This is a genomic window from Cyclobacterium sp. 10D3-21 (genome assembly GCF_055809755.1).
Genome location: NZ_CM147924.1, coordinates 2,261,440 through 2,279,697 on the forward strand (window position 1 = coordinate 2,261,440; position 18,258 = coordinate 2,279,697).

Consider the following 18,258-nt stretch of genomic DNA (forward strand, 5'->3'; position numbering starts at 1 on the left):
TGCTAGCTCGGCTTGGTGGAATGATTAAAATGGCCTTTAATTTATGCCTTAATGTTTAAATTTGTAATACAACCTTCAAAATCTTAATAGGTTGCGATAATTTCGAAACATGAGAAATGTGTCAAGCTTTAGCTGATTGCGATATGATTTTGTCAGCATTGTTGCAGAAAAAAAGCAACAATACCGCCAAAATCAAGTAGAAGCATTCCTGTAGTCCACGGGTTTCACCCGTGGTTATTGTTGTTGAAGCCCTCCAGGCTTCTTCAGTTCCCTTCACTAATACCGTAAATCTCTAATTTGCTCGAATGCCATTCTTCTGCTAGCTCGGCTTGGTGGAATGATTAAAATGGCCTTTAATTTATGCCTTAATGTTTAAATTTGTAATACAACCTTCAAAATCTTAATAGGTTGCGATAATTTCGAAACATGAGAAATGTGTCAAGCTTTAGCTGAATGCGATATGATTTTGTCAGCATTGTTGCAGAAAAAAAAGCAACAATACCGCCAAAATCAAGTAGAAGCATTCCTGTAGTCCACGGGTTTCACCCATGGTTATTGTTGATGAAGCCCTCCAGGCTTCTTCAGTTCCGTTCACTAATACAGGTAATCTCTAATTTGCTCGAATGCCATTCTTCTGCTAGCTCGGCTTGGTGGAATGACAAAATGTCCTTTAAACTATGCCTTAATGTTTAAATTTGTAATACAACCTTCAAAATCTTAATGGGGTGAGATAATTTCGAAACATGAAAAATATTTCAACCTTTAGCTGATTGCGATATGATTTTGTCAGTATTGTTGCAGAAAAAAAAGCAACAATACCGCCAAAATCAAATAGAAGCATTCTTATAGTCCACGGGTTTCACCCGTGGTTATTGTTGTTGAAGCCCTCCAGACTACTTTTGACAGTTTGAATTAAACTATTGCATTGACCAAATGCATTGATTTAAAAATGGAGAAATACACATTCCTATATAGAAGGTTACTTTAGAATCCTGACTTTTTCAGTTCAATTTCGTGTCAGGCGCAGCCTGAACACCGAAGTGTATAAACAAAGGGATTCTCGCTCAAAAATTCCGATGACTTCGACAAGCTCAGCCACCGGAATTTCGACAAGCTCAGCCACCGGAATTTCGACAAGCTCAGCCACCGGAACTTCGACAAGCTCAGCCACCGGAATTTCGACAAGCTTAGGCATCGGATCTTCGACAGGGTCAGGTACTGGCCCTTTAACAAGCTCAAACGCCGGTAATAGATTCTTGAAGTACAAACCTTAAAAAACAATTAACAATTAACAATTAACAATTAACAATTAACAATTAACAATTAACAATTAACAATTCACCATAAACCATAAACCATTAATAATTATATTAGCCCCTAGTCAATTAAAGCAATACGATATCAGAAGGAAATGTCTTTTCCGAAACAAAAGGAATACCGCTATGAGAATACAGAAAATGTGGCCTAGACTTTATTTATTAACGCTACTATTGCTCCCCTCTTTTCTTGGATGGGCCCAACAAACAGAAGAGCTTCCAATGTATAAAAAGGCCAAGATAACACAAGATTGGCTGCTTGGACCCAATGATGCCAAAACGGAGGTATTTACCAATGTGAAAGGAGAATTAATTCTCAGCAATGGCTTGATTAGTCGCGTTTTTAATGTGGAAAAAGGTGGCGCTACAGTAGGCCTTGAAAATGAGATGACCGGGGAGCAAATGCTAAGGTCTATTCGGCCGGAGGCAATGATCACAATAGATGGGATGGAACTGCCTGTGGGAGGATTAATCGGGCAACCCATTCACAATTACCTACTGGACGAATGGATAGATCAAATGGAGGTAAATCCTGGAGCTTTAAAGCTGGAGAAATATGAATTTGGAGAAACCAAGCCACGTTTTGCCTGGCTGAAAAGGTTGGAATGGATGCCAAAGGACATTCCCTGGCCAGCACCTGGTAAGCGATTGACTTTTACTTATGCTGCCGATGATGCTTTGCTCAATTACCTGGCACCAAAAGCGTCAACAGATCTTGGTAGAGCGGTATTGTTTAATGATAATTTCGCCCAGCTTAAAGATTCCTGGATGCTTACTGCTTCCAAAGGAGATGAAAGAAATTCCTTTATCAATGAAGGCAAGGCAGGGGAAATCATGGCAATGGCCAATCATGCCGTGGTGGCTGAGAGGGATAGTCCGGAGGGAACGAAGGTATGGATAGTACAATTAGACCCGGGAACAGATCAGTCTGCAAGCTGGGGGCCGGGAATGGCCCTGGTTAATGGTAATGGTGATGTATATAAAATAAACCTGAGAACCCAGGATCGGACTTTTGGTGTTTTTGATGGCCAAAAGGAAAGCAGTCTAGGTAAATATGAGGAGGGAAAACCTGTTTTTCTTCGGGCGGAAAGAAAAGCTTCAGAACTGTCTTTTTCCTATAGTTATGCCGGAGAAAATTACGAACACCTTGCCGACATCAAAATAGATTTCAGCCCAATAATTAAGCTAAGGCTTGGTAAAATGGATCCCAAGGGAGGTTTTGAGGATTTTGCCACACAAGGAAATCAGGGCAGAAGTCATGTCATGCAGGTCAGGCTTCTAGGCGACCAAAAAGAAACCGATAAAGCCGCTCTGAAAGCCCGATACAATTACCTGAAAGCAGTCAAAGTACTGGTGCATTATGAGCTTTTTGACGGCATTCCGCTACTCTCAAAATGGATAACCGTAGAAAATGGAAGCGACCAGAAAATTAAAATTAATGCTTTTAAAAGCGAGATTTTGGCTCTGGTAGAACCGGAAAGTGCTGTAGATGCCAAGACAGAGTGGAGGAAACCCAATGTATCCATAGAGACCGATTTCCGCTTTGGAGGCATGTCCAATGACAACCTGTATTCCAGTAGTATTGCTTGGAATGTTGATCCTATGTACAAAACCCAAGTAAATTATGGTTTACAAACACCAGTGCTTCTGGAAGCTTATCCCAAGCTTGGTCCCATGAAAAGCCTTGCTCCTGAGGAAACTTTTGAAAGTTTCAGAACCTGGGAATTGTTTCATGACAGTTGGGACAGGGAGAGAATAGGATTGGCGGAAAGAAGAATGTACCGGTCTCAGGCGCCTTGGGCGACAGAGAATCCTATGATGATGCATGTTCGCAATGCCGACAATGCCGCTGTCAAAAAAGCCATCGATCAAAGCGCTGAGGTGGGCTTTGAGATGGTGATTATGACTTTTGGAAGTGGTTTTCAGATAGAAAATGACAGCCCGGAAAACATCAATAGAATGAAAGAATTGGCGGATTATGCACATGCCAAAGGAATTGCCCTTGGCGGTTATTCTTTGCTGGCCAGTAGAAGTATCAGCAAGGAGGATGATGTCATCATGCCGGAAGGCTTACAACCTCGTTTTGGTAATTCTCCTTGTTTGGAAAGTGAATGGGGCATCAACTATTTTGAAAAGCTGTATAATTTTTATAAAAATACCGGACAGGATATACTGGAACATGATGGGAGTTACCCCGGAGATGTATGTGCCAGTCATGAGCACCCCGGACACGAAGGACTTGAGGATTCGCAGTGGAACCAATACCAAAGGATCAAAACCTTCTATGAATGGGCCAGGGGCAGAGGTGTTTTTCTCAATGTGCCCGATCATTATTTTATGGCAGGAAGCAATAAAACGGGTATGGGCTATCGGGAAACCAATTGGTCTTTGCCCAGGGCCCAGCAGGAAATCATCGAAAGACAAAACATCTACGACGGTACCTGGCAGAAAACCCCTTCAATGGGCTGGATGTTTGTGCCGCTTGTAGAATACCATGGGGGAGGGAAAGCCGCTACCATAGAGCCCTTGAAGGAACATTTGCCTCATTATGAACAGCGCTTGGCCAATCTTTTTGGTGCCGGTGTACAGGCCTGTTTTAGAGGGCTACAGCTTTATGACAGCCCACAAACCAAGGAGTTAATCCTTAAATGGGTGAATTTTTACAAGCAACACAGGGAAGTTTTGGATGGAGATATTGTGCACCTTCGAAGACCTGATGGCAGGGATTACGACGGCCTACTTCATGTCAATCCCTTCGGAGTGGAAAAGGGACTAATTATGCTTTACAATCCTTTGGACATACCCGTTCAAAAGGATATTTCAGTGAACCTGTATTATACAGGCCTTGACAAAGAGGCCAGGCTAGAGGATAATAAGGGGAATAAAATAAGCCTGGAATTGAATAGAGATTACACGATTGAGCTGCCTGTCAATATTCCGCCCAGGTCTCAGCAGTGGTTTGTAATCAAGTAATTTTAAATGTTAGGAAAGGGGTTCCCCATAATCTTTTGTAGCGTATTCAAGGTCGGATACGTCCTGATTAAAAGCAGCTGTAAAAATTAGAGAATTATTCTTTAAACTATAGGTTTAGATAGGTTTTCAGCCCTTGTCTTTTTTACTCGTTTATGGTTTTAATCAGTATTGATCAATATGAAGATATTTGAGGTTTTCAAAGGTACAAGGATGATTTTAGTAGGGATGGTTATTCTTTTATCGATCCTTGTGGCTTGCCAGGATAACGATGGAGAACCTATCTTTAAAGAACAAAATTATTACTATTCCTTTGAAGAGAAAATCCCTCTTTACACCGTTGAAAACCGTTATGTACTCAGGTATGATACAATACCGGTAAAAAATGCGGAATCAATAAAACTGAAGGGAATGTTTCCTGAAATTTCCATTTCTTGGAGGGATGACAAGACTGCTATCGTGGATTTAGGCAATAAAGGAGCGTCAATTGAAATAATGGACTATCTTATGGATTTTGAAAACTTGTATACAATCCAACCATTGTTTAGGCTTAAAGAAGGTTTGGAAATGCCTGTTACGGATGAATTGGTGATAGGATTCTCACAAACCAATGAGGCAGAGGTCAGAAATTTACACATACATTTAGAGGTGACAATATTAAAAACCAATAGTGTTTCCCAGCATTTGAGGGTACCTAAAGGAGCTGATGCTCTAAAGATTGCTAACCAGTACCAGGAAAGCGGATTGGTGGATTTCGCGTATCCCAATTTCCTTATATTTGCAGAACCTTTTTAAGGTGTCCCTTTAATAAAGCATACAGGGCTTCAAGTTTAGCTCAGTCATTGATGGTATCAATTGTCTGATGTAGTCTTAATTTTAATTCCATTATTCCCATAATGAGATTTATCCAAAATCAAGTTGTAATTTTTTCACGGTTTGTTACTTCTTAAATGAAAGTAGAAGTTAAATTTTGAGTATATTAAAATATGCAAATCGAAAGGATAAATAACGAGATCTTAATCCAAGTTCCCTCAGAAACTGATCTGGTGGGTTTGCAACGTATTTTGGACTATATCAAGTTCAGGGAAATTGCTTCAAAAAGTAAAGCCAACCAAAAACAAATCGATTCGCTAGCAACTCGATCAAAATCAGCTTAGTGGGACAAAAATAAAGACAGCGTCATCAAGTGAATGTTGTTGTCGACACAAATATCGTCTTTAGTGCGCTTCTTAGCCCTAAAGGGACAATCAGGGACATTCTGCTAAATTTATCTGGATTATTTAATTTCTTTTCGCCTACCTTTTTGTTGGATGAGCTCGACCATCACCATCAGAAACTTTTGAAAATTTCGGGTTACTCGGAGCAAGATGTATCTTTCTTGAAGAGAATAGTTTTTAAGAAGATTGAACTTATAGACATTGTGTTGCTGGGTAAGCCCATTTGGTAGGAAGCCGTTAAAATGACCAGTCCTATTGTTGAATTTGATGCTCCTTTTGTTGCTTTATGCTTGGCTATGGATGCCGTTCTATGGACGGGAGATAGGAAACTTGCAAGAGGGTTAGCGCTACTTGACCTGGATTGGATCAAGAATACTTCAGACTTAAAGCAAATTAGGGATAAACAATGAAGTTTTATTATGGGAAGAATGCTTCCCAAATGATTCCACACTGAGGAAGAATATTACCAAACATTGAATAGACGTTCTGAAGTCTTCGATGCACCTGCCGATGGTACTAAGGGTATGGAGGCGGAATTATTGGTTACATTAATAGAGAAATATGAGAGGGAACATTATCCCATAGCTTTGCCGGATCCTGTCAATGCCATTAGAGAAGCGATGGAAATAAAAGGTTTAAAAGACAAAGACCTAATTCCGGCTGTAGGCAGTAAGACCATTGTAAGCTTATTGCTCAACCGAAAAAGAGCATTGACAGTAAATATGATCAGAAATCTCAGCGAGTTACTGAGACTGCCGGTTGAGGTGCTGTTACAGGCTTACGAACTGCATGGTAAAAAGGAAGTGGTTAATTAGTCTTTCTGGAAAGCTGGGGCACCACAACCATATTTTGGGCAATCTCCTCCCTTTAATAAAAAGCCGACTTAAAAGGAAAGTCTTAAATTTTATCTTCTTCCTCACCGTCTTTGTCTGGTTCCTGGATTGTTAAATATTCAATTAACCATTATTCAATTAAGTTAAGGTGCTTTCCCACAGCTTATTGTAGCGTTTACACAGTTGCTTACGTCTTATTAGAAAAAGGCGAAAGGATTAGGAAATTAAAAATAAGACCTGTATGTTTAGTAGTGTTTTTAATCCTTTCTTTTTACCCGAATGAGGTAGCAATTATAATTCGAATAAAATGAAGAAAATAGTAGTTTTTAAAAGTAGATGGATGGTTTTGGTAGGCACGGTTTTTCTTTTACCGATTCTTGGCGGATGCGAGGATGATGACTTACCGGAGGGGGAAATCCGATTAAGTGATATCCAAGATATCCTTGACTATAAATCTCTTTCCCTTGAAGGTACTCAGTGGAAACTTATCGGGTTTGTGGTTGGAAGACGGGATAGGTTAAGATTAGCAGAGCCCACCAACGAAAACAGTTATAGAATCACATTTTTCACAAACTTATCTTTTCTTACTAAATCTTTAAAATTATGCGAAAATTAGTTTTCATAACCTTCACAATTGCACTAGTCGCTATAACGTTTCCCATTGAGTTGTATGCACAACAAGTTGGGTTCAGTTGGGATTATCCGATTAAGCCTGGAACAGTAGAATGGAAGAATTTAAAAAATAGCGATGAGAAAATTGAAGCCTGTCAAATACCTGTTGAAATTTTATCAGTAATCCCAACTGAACAATTAATCGATTTATGTATAGCTTATCCTTTAGTATTAGATATTACTGCGTTTAATAATGTTTTAACCGGATTTGAGAAGTACGAAAAAGATTTTAATGGATTTCAAGAGTTAACCCGAAGGATGGATGCCGCCTTAATATTGAAAAAGAAATACACGGATATTGATCCACTTGAATTGAATATGGATTGGTCAAATTTTAAAAACGGTAATCATGCAATAAAGATATCTATAATGGAAATTTTGTTGTCTCATAAGAATTTATTATCAAAACTTGATAACGAGGAGAAGAAAGAATTGGCAAATCAGTATGTGGTTAAGAGAGAAAAAAAAGAAAGTATGGAGGAGTTTTATAAGGATTTTGGTATTCAAACCACCTACTTGGCCAATTACAAATTGCTAGAGTTCGAATCATCAAAACCCGAGGATATAAAAGCAATTGAAGGTCTTTTACCTTATGTCACTAGTGGTATCTTAACGGATTCCTCTTCGAAGGAAAAAATTAAGATCGCAACTCAAGAATATCTATCCAAATAGAACCTACCATGAAAAATATTTTCTTTATTTTGACAATATTGATCGCTGCAAATTTATGCACCAACGAGAACGAGGATAGTATTGTATCTCCAAATAATGTATGTAACACTGAGAATGTTGTTAATGAATTACAATGGCTAAATAAACATATAAGCGATGTTAAAAATGATCCAAATTTTATTGAAACTGTTTGGATTAAAAAGTACGGTCAACAGGATATCATTGTCATAAAATATGTGGTATCAAGCGTTGCTTATTATTGTTTTGATTGTCAAGGAGAAAAAATTGATATTACAGACATAGCATTTTTCAATAGCCTCAACGATGATCATAAGGTTTATTCACATTTAAATAATTAGCGATGAAAAAGTTAGCAATAACCATTATATGTCTGATAATTGCTGTATCTCAAATATATTGTCAAGACCAGCAAAATGATGTTAATGCACCTGATGGTGATAATGTGGTGGCTTGGACTCGTAGTCCTGATTTCACAAATTATTGGCGAAACTATTATGATAGTGTTTTTACTGTGAGCTACCCAAACGCCACTAAAATAAATACTTATGGAGGATATAGCACCACTAAGGAATTTAATTGCCATGGATATGCATGGCATGTTTCAGAAGGAGGTGCAAATAGATGGATTGGGTATAATTACGGTAACACTGATGAACATGTTTATTGGACTGGGGGTAGTTACACTCAAATTAGCAGTCAACATTATCCAGGAGGAAAAGTATCCTATGCATCAGATGATCATTCTGCTGTTGTTGCAGATCCGAGTACATATGGCTCAGGGTGGTTTGTGTCAAAATGGGGAGACAAAGTATTAATGCGTCACGCGTATGATGACTGTCCTTATACAAGTACAAATTTGAAGTATTACAGGCTAAATCCAATTCTCACCACAAATTCAGGTGCTCTATGCAATAATGTTCAAAGGACTGTGAACTCTACTATTACGCATATGCCTTCTGCAACACACAGTTGGACAAAAAACAGCTATCTGACTTATGTGAGTGGAGCTGGGACAACAGACTACAAGGTCAAAGGGACATCTGGGAGCGGTTCTGGGCAAGTTACCTATCAAATTTCTACACCATCTGGATTTTCATGGACTGTAAATAAAGACATTTGGGTGGGCAAACCGAATTATAACAATTTGATACTTTCAGTTGATGATGATGAATTGAGCAATTGTGACCACACCTATGCTGATGCTGATTATTCAGGAACTAACATGGGTATTTTGGAATATGATTGGGATATCCCTAATTCTTCCGATTGGTATATAGACGAAGAATATGGAAGCCCAGCAGGTTGGCAATACGTTGAAATTGACTATTTCGATCATAATCCGCCAAGTCAGGAAGCTATCCATGTTAGAGCGCGTAACGGCTGTGGTTGGAGCTTATGGAAAGAGTTCTGGGTTGATGTTGACGATTGTGCGGGAGGGTATTATTCATTTGCATATAATCCTAACCCTGCAGATGAAATACTTACTGTAAGCTTTTATTCTAAAGCAGAGAAAACAAAAACAAGCACAGAAAGTCTAAAAACACCAAACCAAGAAACCACAAAAGTGGATGGTAAATCTGTCGAAATTGCCATTTATAATAAGGATCAAAAAAGAGTATTGTATAGACAAGGAAATACAGCGTATAATATGGAACTAGACATTTCAAGTATTCAACCAGGATCTTATTTTATTCATGTCTCTATTGAAGGTGATAAAACATATAAAAAGCACTTGATTATTGAGTAGTATGGAGAATATTGATGACCCTGTCTAGGAATATTTGCAATTACACCTCTCTATCATCCGAATAGAACTTTAAAATTAATCTTAAAAAGGCCATTTGTAATGGCCTTCTACTCGCCCTATCTTAGAAAGCTAATCAAAACCAACGTTCTGCTTAAAACAGATCGATCTGTGTCTGCTAATTGAGTTTAAGACCTTAAAAGTGATAATTTGAAGACTACATTTTAAAGGATTTGATATTTCCAAGACTTAATCTATTCTGATGATGAATTTGGTTACCATTTAGCTTTTGTGACAAGTTGTATATATTAAAGTAAAACAATCAACCTGGCAACGGGGAAGCTGATATTACCAACTATGTCTGGACTCCGCCTTCCGGTGCCTCGTGCTTTACGGCTGGAAACAAAAACGAAGTGCTTGCCTGCTGGTTCCAGACTGGGGCTGGGTTTGGGATGAATCAGACGGTAGCCGTAAGAGCAGTCAACTTCTGCGGTCAGGGAGCAATGAGTTACGCCAATTTTAGCGTATCCGATTGTTTCTACTACTCAGTAGGCATCAATCCAAACCCCGCAAGCAACCGGGTCACTATCGAACTGACCGAAACACCTCTTGATACGGAAGCCAAAGCTGTGTTGGCCGCTGAGAACGAGGGGGCCAGGGATTACCAGGAGTACAGTTTTAACAGCCCGCCCCACCGCATCAGGGTATTTGATATCGTGGGAGCCGAACGACTTTGCGTGGAGAATGTGCCGGAGGGCAACCGCCATGAAGTGGACATCAGCCACCTCAGCCCGGGCGTATACGTCGTCCACCTTGACCACCGCAATGGCACCGTAACCCGATAGCTTAGGGTCGACTAGGTAACGGATAAAGAATTGCTCCCCAGCCGATGGTTGGGGAGATTTTTTTGTTTGTTTGATGGATATCCAACACACGAGCACGGTCTTTTCCGGTTTTCGATGCAATAGGTTAACCTAATCGCATCTTTTTGAGTATATTTGACTATGCGAATAGAAATAACAAATAGCGAGATTGTTTTCAGGGTTCCGTCAGAAACTGATCTAGTGGGACTTCAACGCATCCTAGATTACATCAAATTTCGGGAGATCGCTTCAAAAAGTAAAGCCAGCCAAAAACAAATCGATTCGCTAGCAACTCGATCAAAATCAGCTTGGTGGGACAAAAATAAAGACAGGGTCATCAAGTGAATGTTGTTGTCGACACCAATATTGTCTTTAGTGCGCTGTTGACCCCCAACGGGGCAATCAGTGATATTTTGCTAAATTCCACTGGAATTTTTGATTTTTACACGCCAACCTTTCTACTGAAAGAACTAGGGCACCACCATCAGAAACTTTTGAAAATTATCAGACTTTTCGGAATAAGAACTTTCTTTTATGAAAAGAGTGGTCTTAAAAAAAAATCAGTTTATTGAACTGGAATTGGTAAGCGATCCCTTCTGGAAGGCGGCAATCAAAATGACCACTCCAATAGATGAGTTTGATACGCCGTTTGTTGCTTTGAGCCTGGCTTTGGGAGCCTCTATTTGGGCGGTGACAAAAAACTCGTCAAGGGGTTGAGGCTTCAAGATGCAGATTGGGTTGTGAATACGGTCAACCTGAAGGTAATCAGGGATAGAAGCTGAAATTTACATTAACCTCCATTTTCCACAGTGAATAGTAAACCTTCGCTTTATAAAGGGAAACATAATAGATTTAACTCGGATTCTAAGGCATTGGCAAAAAGTGTCATTCGATAGCTAACATAACTTCAGATTTTGTCAGTATTGTTGCAGATAAAAAGCAACAATACCACCAAAATCAGTTGCTTAGTTTCCACTGTCCACGGGTTTTTACCCGTGGTTATTGTTGGTGAAGCCCTCTAGGCTTCTTCAGTTCTCATTATGAATTTCAGGACATTTTCATTTTCTATTCCATTTGCAATGAAAAAGCGATAAGATTTTTCATTTCATCCTACTTAAAAACACCTTTGCCTTCGACAAGCTCAGGTACCGGTAGGGAAGTCCAACCATTTCAAACACCGATAATGGATTATTGAAGTCTGTACCTTAAAAAAACAATTAACAATTAACAATTAATCATTATAAAAAACCTCATTTATCTCTCCAATAGTAATCCCCAATAATTGGCGGGTAATTTCATTTAAAGCTTCTTCCTTTCCGGTAAAGTGGTATACATTGTGGAAATGCTCCATGGTTTGGCCGGGAGAAAGAAATGCTCCGGGAGATACACTCTCTAATTCGTAAAAGGGACCCATTTGGCTACCATCTTCCAAGGGGCCATCATTATAAGCATTGACAGCATCCCCTTTAAAAGGATCAGCTTCGGTGTTCCACTCCTGATTAAGGTAGGGCATTTCAGACGAAATATTGAAGGTAGTGATGGTCAATAATTTGTTGAGATGGTCATAGCTGGCGGCCATAGGAAGGCCTCTTTCAGGAGATACGCCCACTTTGCCTCTGCTTAAGCCATCGGCCTTTAGGAATAGGTATTTATCTGTGATGGCAATTCTTTCCTCAGGAATTTCACCGAAATAGTTGGTGGTAAGTCCTTCTTTGCTGTCATTTGGCTTGAGAGGTAATACAATGGTGGTTTCTGCGCTAGGCCTAAACATGTCCAAAACCCAAAGGCAGGGGGCTCCGGTTTCTGGGGTCCATGGGAAATCGCCGGTGTTTTGAATGGAATTGATGGTGGTATAGCCTATCATTTTGATGGCAGAAACATCGGCTGTCAAAGCCGTGTTTTTTAAGATTTCCTCCTTTTCCAGAAGTGCAACGGTACGTTGAAGCTGTAACTTAAACTCAGTTCCTTGATAGTTGGTAATGGATGTTGATTTGGTCATGGCTATTTCCCTCGGGCTAGCCTTGACTTTTTCCCAAGGTTCATGGTCAATGGCTGCTGGGGTGTGCCAGTTTTCAAACACCATATTTTTTCCCGGTTCAAAATATAGGGAGTACTTGTTTCCTTCTGGTCCAAGCCATAGGCGACTTTCTCCTCCATAGGCATTCATGTGTTTGTCTAAAGGGCCTTCAAATGCTTTATAGTTTATCCAGCCAAAGCTTTCTCCATTTTCACCTGCTGCGGTAGAGGTGAAAACTTTACCCTGGTACTTAGGGGATACCAGGATTTTTGCTTGGTTGTCTTCGGTGCTTAGCTCTACAAGATTAGGATCAAATATTTCTAAAAATTTTTTGTCCTGCAAAAAATTATTTGGACTGTGCTCCGTGACCTGATTGTCTTTTTGGCGCTCTGAGCAGGAAATAGTAAAGGATAAATTGCTGAGAAGGACAAAAATAAGGATGTATTTGTTCATTTTGGGTTAATTCTTGAGTGTTTTAACCACAATAATAGCATTAAACTGGGATTATCCAATAGAGTTCCGCATAGCCTGTGTTGACTTTTTTTGGAAGAGGTGTAGAACCATTAAAATCAATCCAGACTTTACTGAATAACTCAGTATGTTTTAAAAATACCCATCAATATAACCTTATAAAGGTTTTATTTCCCCATTGGAAATACCCACTTGGTTCAGTGTTTTTTAGTCTAACAATATCCGAAGGCATCATAGGAAGATCTATTATAAGATCTTCAGATGTTTTTAATTGAGCTGCATCCATAAAGACCATCCATCCTTTTCGCACTAATTCAGCTCTAACGGATTCTTCTTCTGATTTGTTCAGCGAATTTTCACAATTAAAAAAAGCAGTTAGTTTCTTCTCTTCTACACCACACTTGTTAGAAATATCTAAAAGAGATGTTCCTAATGCCCATACTTGTAAATTCAACCTATCCAAAGTTAATTTTTTCAGCATTTTTATTTCGTTTAGTTGGTAACTAATACAAATCTAGGTGATACATTTCAAATTGTAAAGTTTTGGCTATAAATAAATTAGAAGTTTGATGTTTAATATTTTTCCATAGTATAATGCAGATTATGTAAATTAGTTACTACCCGCCTTTCAGCTTCTGGCGCTAAGAAATCCTAGCAATGCGGTGGCAAAAGCAGAGGCATGATTGACGAAGGGTCTCAATTGAATTCTTATCCTTACGAAATCACATTAGATCCTGAGGAGTTTGCCTATGCGCGGGAGGCATCCGGGTTTTAGCCAAAAGATGTTCAGTGGCGGGATTTTCCCTGAAGTATTAGGATAGGTTGGTTACTTTTTTTACCACTGACAAAATTCAGGGCAAGCCTGTAGCTAAAAAATAACAAGCTAAACCAACCCAAATAAGCATTGGGAATCCTAATTGGGTAAATACAGAAAAGTAAATAAAAAGGTGGTAGCAAGCCTCCCTTTTAATTCTTTCAGGATAAGTAATAATCAGGTAAATTAAGTGAATAACGTATACTTACAATTCTCCAAACCCCTCATCCAAATCCAGCTCAAAACCAGAGAGAGCCTGAGAATTCACACGGTCTCCCATGGTGTACAACCGGGAGGAGCGGTATTTACCTCCTTCCAAGGTATAGATCAACAAGGTACGCTCGTCAGGGTGGATCACCCAATATTCCTTCACTCCGGAGGCCTCGTATACCTCGTATTTCAGTTGCAGTTCTTTTTTATTATTTCCTGGCGAGAGTATTTCTACAACCAGGTCAGGGGCACCTATACAACCCAACTCGTCCAGTTTTTCCGGATCGCAGACCACACAGAGGTCCGGTTGCACTACGGTATCTATTTTGTCAAGGTCTTTTGAGGAAACTGGTAAACGAACATCAAATGGGGCAGAAAATATTTCGCATTTTTTTCCTTGGAGAAAATTATAGAAAAGGTGAAAAATTTTCCCTGAGATTCGTTGGTGAATAAGCCTGGGTGCCGCTGCCTGTCGAAACACTCTTCCATTAATCAATTCCACCATCTCATCCAGCTGCCAGGAGAGGTAGTCTTCATAGGTATAACTCCCATATGCGGTAAAGGGTTCTTTGACTTTATCTTTTGACTTTTCCATCTTTCACGCAAATCCTAGAGGCCTAATAAAGATAACATTATTTGACCGAATTCGCCAATAGAAAATCTTGGGAAATGTTTGTAATTGTCAATTAACAAATTAACGATTATATAGTTCTTATTCTTCAGATAAAGAGATCTTATTGTTATCGTTTGAACTTACAATTCCCGAAACACCTCATCCAAATCCAGCTCAAAACCAGAGAGAGCCTTAGACATTACTCGATCTCCCAAAGTAAATAGTCGAGAGGGGCGGTATTTTGCTCCTTCCAGGGTATAGATTAACAAGGTGCGCTCGTCTGGATGAATGATCCAATACTCCTTGACTCCGGAGGACTCGTACACTTCATATTTCAGTTGCAGTTCTTTTTTATTGTTTCCGGGAGATAGAATTTCTACAACCAAGTCCGGGGCACCTATACAGCCCAGTTCGTCCAGTTTTTCCGGATCGCAGACCACGCAGAGATCTGGTTGAACCACGGTGTCGATGTCCTTATGTTTTCTGGAAGAAACCGGAAGCCGCACGTCAAATGGGGCTACATATACTTTGCAGGTTTTCCCTTTTAAAAATTGATAAAGCGTATTTGAAAGCGCCATAGAAACCTCTTGGTGTATCCTTCTAGGCGCTGCAGCCGCCTGCCTGAATACTTTTCCGCGGATCAGCTCCACCATCTCATCCAGTTGCCAAGAAAGATAATCTGCATAGGAATAGCTTCCATATGCAGAAAAGGGCTCTTTGACTTTATCTTTTGACTTTTCCATCTTTCACACAAATCGAAGTTGCTTAATAAACATAACAATAATTGAACGAATTCGCCGGTAGATAAAGTTGGGAATTGTATGTAATCCTCAAATAACAATTATATAGTTCTTATTTATATTCCTCAGTTATAAAGAGATCTAATTGTTATCGTTTGAACTTACAATTCCTCAAATACCTCATCCAAATCCAACTCTAATCCAGTAAGTGCCTGAGAATTCACACGGTCTCCCATGGTGTACAACCGGGAGGAGCGGTATTTCCCTCCTTCCAAGGTATAGATCAACAAGGTACGCTCATCAGGGTGGATCACCCAATACTCTTTGACTCCAGAGGACTCGTATACCTCGTATTTCAATTGCAGTTCTTTTTTATTATTTCCTGGCGAGAGAATTTCTATGACCAAGTCGGGGGCACCCACACAGCCCAGTTCATCCAGTTTTTCCCGATCGCAGACTACACATAGGTCTGGCTGCACTACGGTATCGATATCCTTGTGCTTTCTGGAAGATACCGGAAGGCGCACATCAAATGGGGCGGTATATACCTTACAGCTTCCTCCTTTTAAAAATCCATGAATTCTCGTTACCAAGGCTACCGTAAGCTCTTCATGGATTCTACGAGGAGCTGCTGCCGCCTGCCTGAATACTTTTCCCCGAATCAATTCCACCATCTCATCCAATTGCCAAGAGAGGTAGTCTGCATAGGAATAGCTTCCATATGCAGAAAAGGGCTCTTTGACTTTATCTTTTGACTTTTCCATCTTTCACACAAATCGAAGTTGCTTAATAAACATAACAATAATTGAACGAATTCGCCGGTAGATAAAGTTGGGAATTGTATGTAATCCTCAAATAACAATTATATAGTTCTTATTTATATTCCTCAGTTATAAAGAGATCTAATTGTTATCGTTTGAACTTACAATTCCTCAAATACCTCATCCAAATCCAACTCTAATCCAGTAAGTGCCTGAGAATTCACACGGTCTCCCATGGTGTACAACCGGGAGGAGCGGTATTTCCCTCCTTCCAAGGTATAGATCAACAAGGTACGCTCATCAGGGTGGATCACCCAATACTCTTTGACTCCAGAGGACTCGTATACCTCGTATTTCAGTTGCAGTTCTTTTTTATTATTTCCTGGCGAGAGAATTTCTATGACCAAGTCGGGGGCACCCACACAGCCCAGTTCATCCAGTTTTTCCCGATCGCAGACTACACATAGGTCTGGCTGCACTACGGTATCGATATCCTTGTGCTTTCTGGAAGATACCGGAAGGCGCACATCAAATGGGGCGGTATATACCTTACAGCTTCCTCCTTTTAAAAATCCATGAATTCTCGTTACCAAGGCTACCGTAAGCTCTTCATGGATTCTACGAGGAGCTGCTGCCGCCTGCCTGAATACTTTTCCCCGAATCAATTCCACCATCTCATCCAATTGCCAAGACAGGTAGTCTGCATAGGAATAGCTTCCATATGGAGAAAAGGGTTCTTTGACTTTATCTTTTGGTTTTTCCATCTTTTGCGCTAGGAATCAGGAGTTACCTTTAAAGATAAAAAGATTTGGTCAATTCTGCTAGTAGATAAAGTTGAAAATTGCAAGTAATTTTAAAAAATGAAATCTTGTAACCATCTATAAAACAGATGTTTATTTCCAGGCGTCTATAGGTTTTTGCCGCGTAATTATTATTGTTTCCTGGCAGGCCTGGCCCTAGTATCAAAGCGAATAAACAAGGGGATTCTCGCTCAAATATCCCTTTGCCTTCGACAGGCTCAGGCACCGGGTATCGACAGGCTCAGGCACCGGGTATCGACAGGCTCAGGCACCGGGTATCGACAGGCTCAGGCACCGGGTATCGACAGGCTCAGGCACTGATACGGAAGTCCAAAAGTCTCAGACGCCGGTAATAGATTCTTGAAGTATATACCTAAAAAAACAATTAACAATTAACAATTAACAATTAACAATTAACAATTAACAATTAACAATTAACAATTAACAATTAACAATTAACAATTAACAATTAACAATTAACAATTAACAATTAACAATTATCCTCCCCACCAGTCCCAGTAGCTATTTGTTAAAAAAAGTTAATTACTTGTATTTTTTTTTCTTCATTTTTATAATTGAAACCGCTATCAGGATAGCTATCATACGATAAATAGACAGAGATTTTACTTTATTAATTTAATTTATAAACTTCACTTATTTATTATTATGTCAGCCGATTATTTACAAAAAAAAGGCCTCAGAAGGGGCAAGGATTGGTTTTTCCCATTGTTATTAGTCCTTTTGTTCCACCTTATTCCAATTGCGGTTTCAGCACAAGAATTAAATTCTGAATCCTCGTTTACTGCACGCCTATTCAATATAGAAGCCCCGGTTAATGAGACCTTTCGTTTTCAGACAACCCTACAAAACAACTCTGACAAGGTACAGGTTTATGAACTCAACGCAGAAGCACCGAAAGGCTGGAGGCTGGTATTTAAGGCCAGAGGAAGCCAAGTCACCTCTATTAATTTGGAACCTGGTAAATCGGAAAGTCTCAATGTTGAGGTGAAGCCTGCCCATGATGCAGCTCCCAAAAAGTATAGCTTCCCTGTATTCGCAAAATCCGGAAAAGATTCGATGGAACTGGAGCTTGAGGCAGTTGTAGAAGGCGCCTATGATTTAGAGCTTACTACCCCTTCAGGCCGTTTAAGTGGTGAAATTACGGAAGGAAAAAATACTGAAATCCACTTAAAAGTTATCAATAGAGGTTCACTTCCTTTAAATGAAATATCACTTACTGCAAATACTCCATCAAAATGGGAGGTAAGCTTTTCTCCCTCCGAATTGGAAGAGCTTGAGCCTGGAAAAAGTGCAGATGTGATTGCTACTTTATCAGTTCCTAATAAAACTTTGGCAGGAGATTATGTAAGTAAGTTCACTGCCAAAAATTCAGAAAGCACAAGTACGGCAACCTATCGGGTGACAGTAAAAACATCCCTATTGTCTGGAGGTATCGGTATTTTGATAATATTGATCGCCGTAGGATTTGTTTATGTACTGATTCGAAAGTTCGGAAGAAGATAA

The 18,258-nt window shown here is 39.7% G+C and carries 18 protein-coding genes and 1 pseudogene; 12 read left to right on the forward strand and 7 right to left on the reverse strand.

The window, feature by feature from the left end:
• Positions 1-1,006 precede the first annotated feature (1,006 nt).
• A complete protein-coding gene (locus AC0L7T_RS09225; RefSeq protein WP_473342268.1) occupies positions 1,007-1,267 on the reverse strand; it encodes a hypothetical protein in 261 nt (86 codons plus the stop codon).
• A 175-nt stretch (positions 1,268-1,442) separates the two neighbouring features.
• Here AC0L7T_RS09225 and AC0L7T_RS09230 point away from each other — a divergent pair, with 175 nt between their 5' ends.
• The 11 genes and pseudogenes from AC0L7T_RS09230 to AC0L7T_RS09280 all read left to right on the forward strand — a co-directional run bounded on the left by AC0L7T_RS09230 (position 1,443) and on the right by AC0L7T_RS09280 (position 11,025).
• Entirely contained in the window at positions 1,443-4,289 is a 2,847-nt protein-coding gene (locus AC0L7T_RS09230) for a hypothetical protein (RefSeq protein ID WP_473342269.1), read from the forward strand.
• 177 nt (positions 4,290-4,466) lie between these two features.
• Positions 4,467-5,081, forward strand: a complete 615-nt coding sequence (locus tag AC0L7T_RS09235; RefSeq protein ID WP_473342270.1) for a S8 family serine peptidase — start codon at positions 4,467-4,469, stop codon at positions 5,079-5,081.
• A 391-nt stretch (positions 5,082-5,472) separates the two neighbouring features.
• Positions 5,473-5,913: pseudogene (locus AC0L7T_RS09240) on the forward strand (PIN domain-containing protein).
• A gap of 63 nt (positions 5,914-5,976) precedes the next feature.
• Positions 5,977-6,318: a helix-turn-helix domain-containing protein gene (locus AC0L7T_RS09245; protein WP_473342272.1), complete on the forward strand. Its 342-nt coding sequence runs from the start codon at positions 5,977-5,979 to the stop codon at positions 6,316-6,318.
• A gap of 325 nt (positions 6,319-6,643) precedes the next feature.
• Positions 6,644-6,952, forward strand: coding sequence for a hypothetical protein (locus AC0L7T_RS09250; protein ID WP_473342274.1), 309 nt, complete (start codon positions 6,644-6,646; stop codon positions 6,950-6,952).
• Positions 6,940-7,680: a hypothetical protein gene (locus AC0L7T_RS09255; RefSeq protein ID WP_473342275.1), complete on the forward strand. Its 741-nt coding sequence runs from the start codon at positions 6,940-6,942 to the stop codon at positions 7,678-7,680. Before AC0L7T_RS09250 ends, AC0L7T_RS09255 begins: the two co-directional genes overlap by 13 nt.
• A gap of 8 nt (positions 7,681-7,688) precedes the next feature.
• Complete coding sequence (locus AC0L7T_RS09260; protein WP_473342276.1) at positions 7,689-8,039, forward strand: hypothetical protein; 351 nt, start codon at positions 7,689-7,691, stop codon at positions 8,037-8,039.
• Positions 8,040-8,041: 2 nt separating this feature from the next.
• A complete protein-coding gene (locus AC0L7T_RS09265; protein ID WP_473342277.1) occupies positions 8,042-9,448 on the forward strand; it encodes a T9SS type A sorting domain-containing protein in 1,407 nt (468 codons plus the stop codon).
• 500 nt (positions 9,449-9,948) lie between these two features.
• On the forward strand, positions 9,949-10,290 hold the full coding sequence (locus tag AC0L7T_RS09270; protein WP_473342278.1) for a T9SS type A sorting domain-containing protein: 342 nt from the start codon (positions 9,949-9,951) through the stop codon (positions 10,288-10,290).
• 359 nt (positions 10,291-10,649) lie between these two features.
• Positions 10,650-10,880, forward strand: a complete 231-nt coding sequence (locus AC0L7T_RS09275) for a PIN domain-containing protein (RefSeq protein WP_473342279.1) — start codon at positions 10,650-10,652, stop codon at positions 10,878-10,880.
• Positions 10,843-11,025, forward strand: a complete 183-nt coding sequence (locus AC0L7T_RS09280; RefSeq protein WP_473342280.1) for a PIN domain-containing protein — start codon at positions 10,843-10,845, stop codon at positions 11,023-11,025. The genes AC0L7T_RS09275 and AC0L7T_RS09280 overlap by 38 nt, the downstream gene beginning before the upstream one ends.
• Before the next feature lie 514 nt (positions 11,026-11,539).
• Here AC0L7T_RS09280 and AC0L7T_RS09285 read toward each other — a convergent pair.
• The 6 genes from AC0L7T_RS09285 to AC0L7T_RS09310 all read right to left on the reverse strand — a co-directional run bounded on the left by AC0L7T_RS09285 (position 11,540) and on the right by AC0L7T_RS09310 (position 16,698).
• Entirely contained in the window at positions 11,540-12,778 is a 1,239-nt protein-coding gene (locus tag AC0L7T_RS09285) for a DUF6786 family protein (RefSeq protein WP_473342281.1), read from the reverse strand.
• A gap of 163 nt (positions 12,779-12,941) precedes the next feature.
• Positions 12,942-13,277, reverse strand: coding sequence for a hypothetical protein (locus AC0L7T_RS09290; protein WP_473342282.1), 336 nt, complete (start codon positions 13,275-13,277; stop codon positions 12,942-12,944).
• Positions 13,278-13,815: 538 nt separating this feature from the next.
• Positions 13,816-14,415 carry a Uma2 family endonuclease gene (locus tag AC0L7T_RS09295; protein ID WP_473342283.1) on the reverse strand — a complete coding sequence of 200 codons (600 nt, stop codon included), beginning with the start codon at positions 14,413-14,415 and terminating at the stop codon, positions 13,816-13,818.
• 158 nt (positions 14,416-14,573) lie between these two features.
• Positions 14,574-15,176: a Uma2 family endonuclease gene (locus tag AC0L7T_RS09300; protein WP_473342284.1), complete on the reverse strand. Its 603-nt coding sequence runs from the start codon at positions 15,174-15,176 to the stop codon at positions 14,574-14,576.
• Positions 15,177-15,334: 158 nt separating this feature from the next.
• Positions 15,335-15,937, reverse strand: coding sequence for a Uma2 family endonuclease (locus tag AC0L7T_RS09305; protein ID WP_473342285.1), 603 nt, complete (start codon positions 15,935-15,937; stop codon positions 15,335-15,337).
• Between the two features lie 158 nt (positions 15,938-16,095).
• Positions 16,096-16,698: a Uma2 family endonuclease gene (locus tag AC0L7T_RS09310; RefSeq protein WP_473342286.1), complete on the reverse strand. Its 603-nt coding sequence runs from the start codon at positions 16,696-16,698 to the stop codon at positions 16,096-16,098.
• 702 nt (positions 16,699-17,400) lie between these two features.
• Between AC0L7T_RS09310 and AC0L7T_RS09315 the strand changes: the two genes are divergently transcribed.
• The gene (locus tag AC0L7T_RS09315) at positions 17,401-18,258 is read left to right on the forward strand and encodes a COG1470 family protein (protein ID WP_473342287.1); all 858 of its coding nucleotides are present in this window, start codon (positions 17,401-17,403) and stop codon (positions 18,256-18,258) included.

Bases quoted from the DNA above. Each gene is read 5' to 3' on its own strand.
- AC0L7T_RS09230 (WP_473342269.1), top strand. From the start codon at position 1,443: ATGAGAATACAGAAAATGTGGCCTAGACTTTATTTATTAACGCTACTA.
- AC0L7T_RS09235 (WP_473342270.1), top strand. From the start codon at position 4,467: ATGAAGATATTTGAGGTTTTCAAAGGTACAAGGATGATTTTAGTAGGG.
- AC0L7T_RS09250 (WP_473342274.1), top strand. From the start codon at position 6,644: ATGAAGAAAATAGTAGTTTTTAAAAGTAGATGGATGGTTTTGGTAGGC.
- AC0L7T_RS09255 (WP_473342275.1), top strand. From the start codon at position 6,940: ATGCGAAAATTAGTTTTCATAACCTTCACAATTGCACTAGTCGCTATA.
- AC0L7T_RS09260 (WP_473342276.1), top strand. From the start codon at position 7,689: ATGAAAAATATTTTCTTTATTTTGACAATATTGATCGCTGCAAATTTA.
- AC0L7T_RS09265 (WP_473342277.1), top strand. From the start codon at position 8,042: ATGAAAAAGTTAGCAATAACCATTATATGTCTGATAATTGCTGTATCT.
- AC0L7T_RS09270 (WP_473342278.1), top strand. From the start codon at position 9,949: ATGAGTTACGCCAATTTTAGCGTATCCGATTGTTTCTACTACTCAGTA.
- AC0L7T_RS09280 (WP_473342280.1), top strand. From the start codon at position 10,843: ATGAAAAGAGTGGTCTTAAAAAAAAATCAGTTTATTGAACTGGAATTG.
- AC0L7T_RS09285 (WP_473342281.1), bottom strand. From the start codon at position 12,778: ATGAACAAATACATCCTTATTTTTGTCCTTCTCAGCAATTTATCCTTT.
- AC0L7T_RS09290 (WP_473342282.1), bottom strand. From the start codon at position 13,277: ATGCTGAAAAAATTAACTTTGGATAGGTTGAATTTACAAGTATGGGCA.
- AC0L7T_RS09295 (WP_473342283.1), bottom strand. From the start codon at position 14,415: ATGGAAAAGTCAAAAGATAAAGTCAAAGAACCCTTTACCGCATATGGG.
- AC0L7T_RS09300 (WP_473342284.1), bottom strand. From the start codon at position 15,176: ATGGAAAAGTCAAAAGATAAAGTCAAAGAGCCCTTTTCTGCATATGGA.
- AC0L7T_RS09305 (WP_473342285.1), bottom strand. From the start codon at position 15,937: ATGGAAAAGTCAAAAGATAAAGTCAAAGAGCCCTTTTCTGCATATGGA.
- AC0L7T_RS09310 (WP_473342286.1), bottom strand. From the start codon at position 16,698: ATGGAAAAACCAAAAGATAAAGTCAAAGAACCCTTTTCTCCATATGGA.
- AC0L7T_RS09315 (WP_473342287.1), top strand. From the start codon at position 17,401: ATGTCAGCCGATTATTTACAAAAAAAAGGCCTCAGAAGGGGCAAGGAT.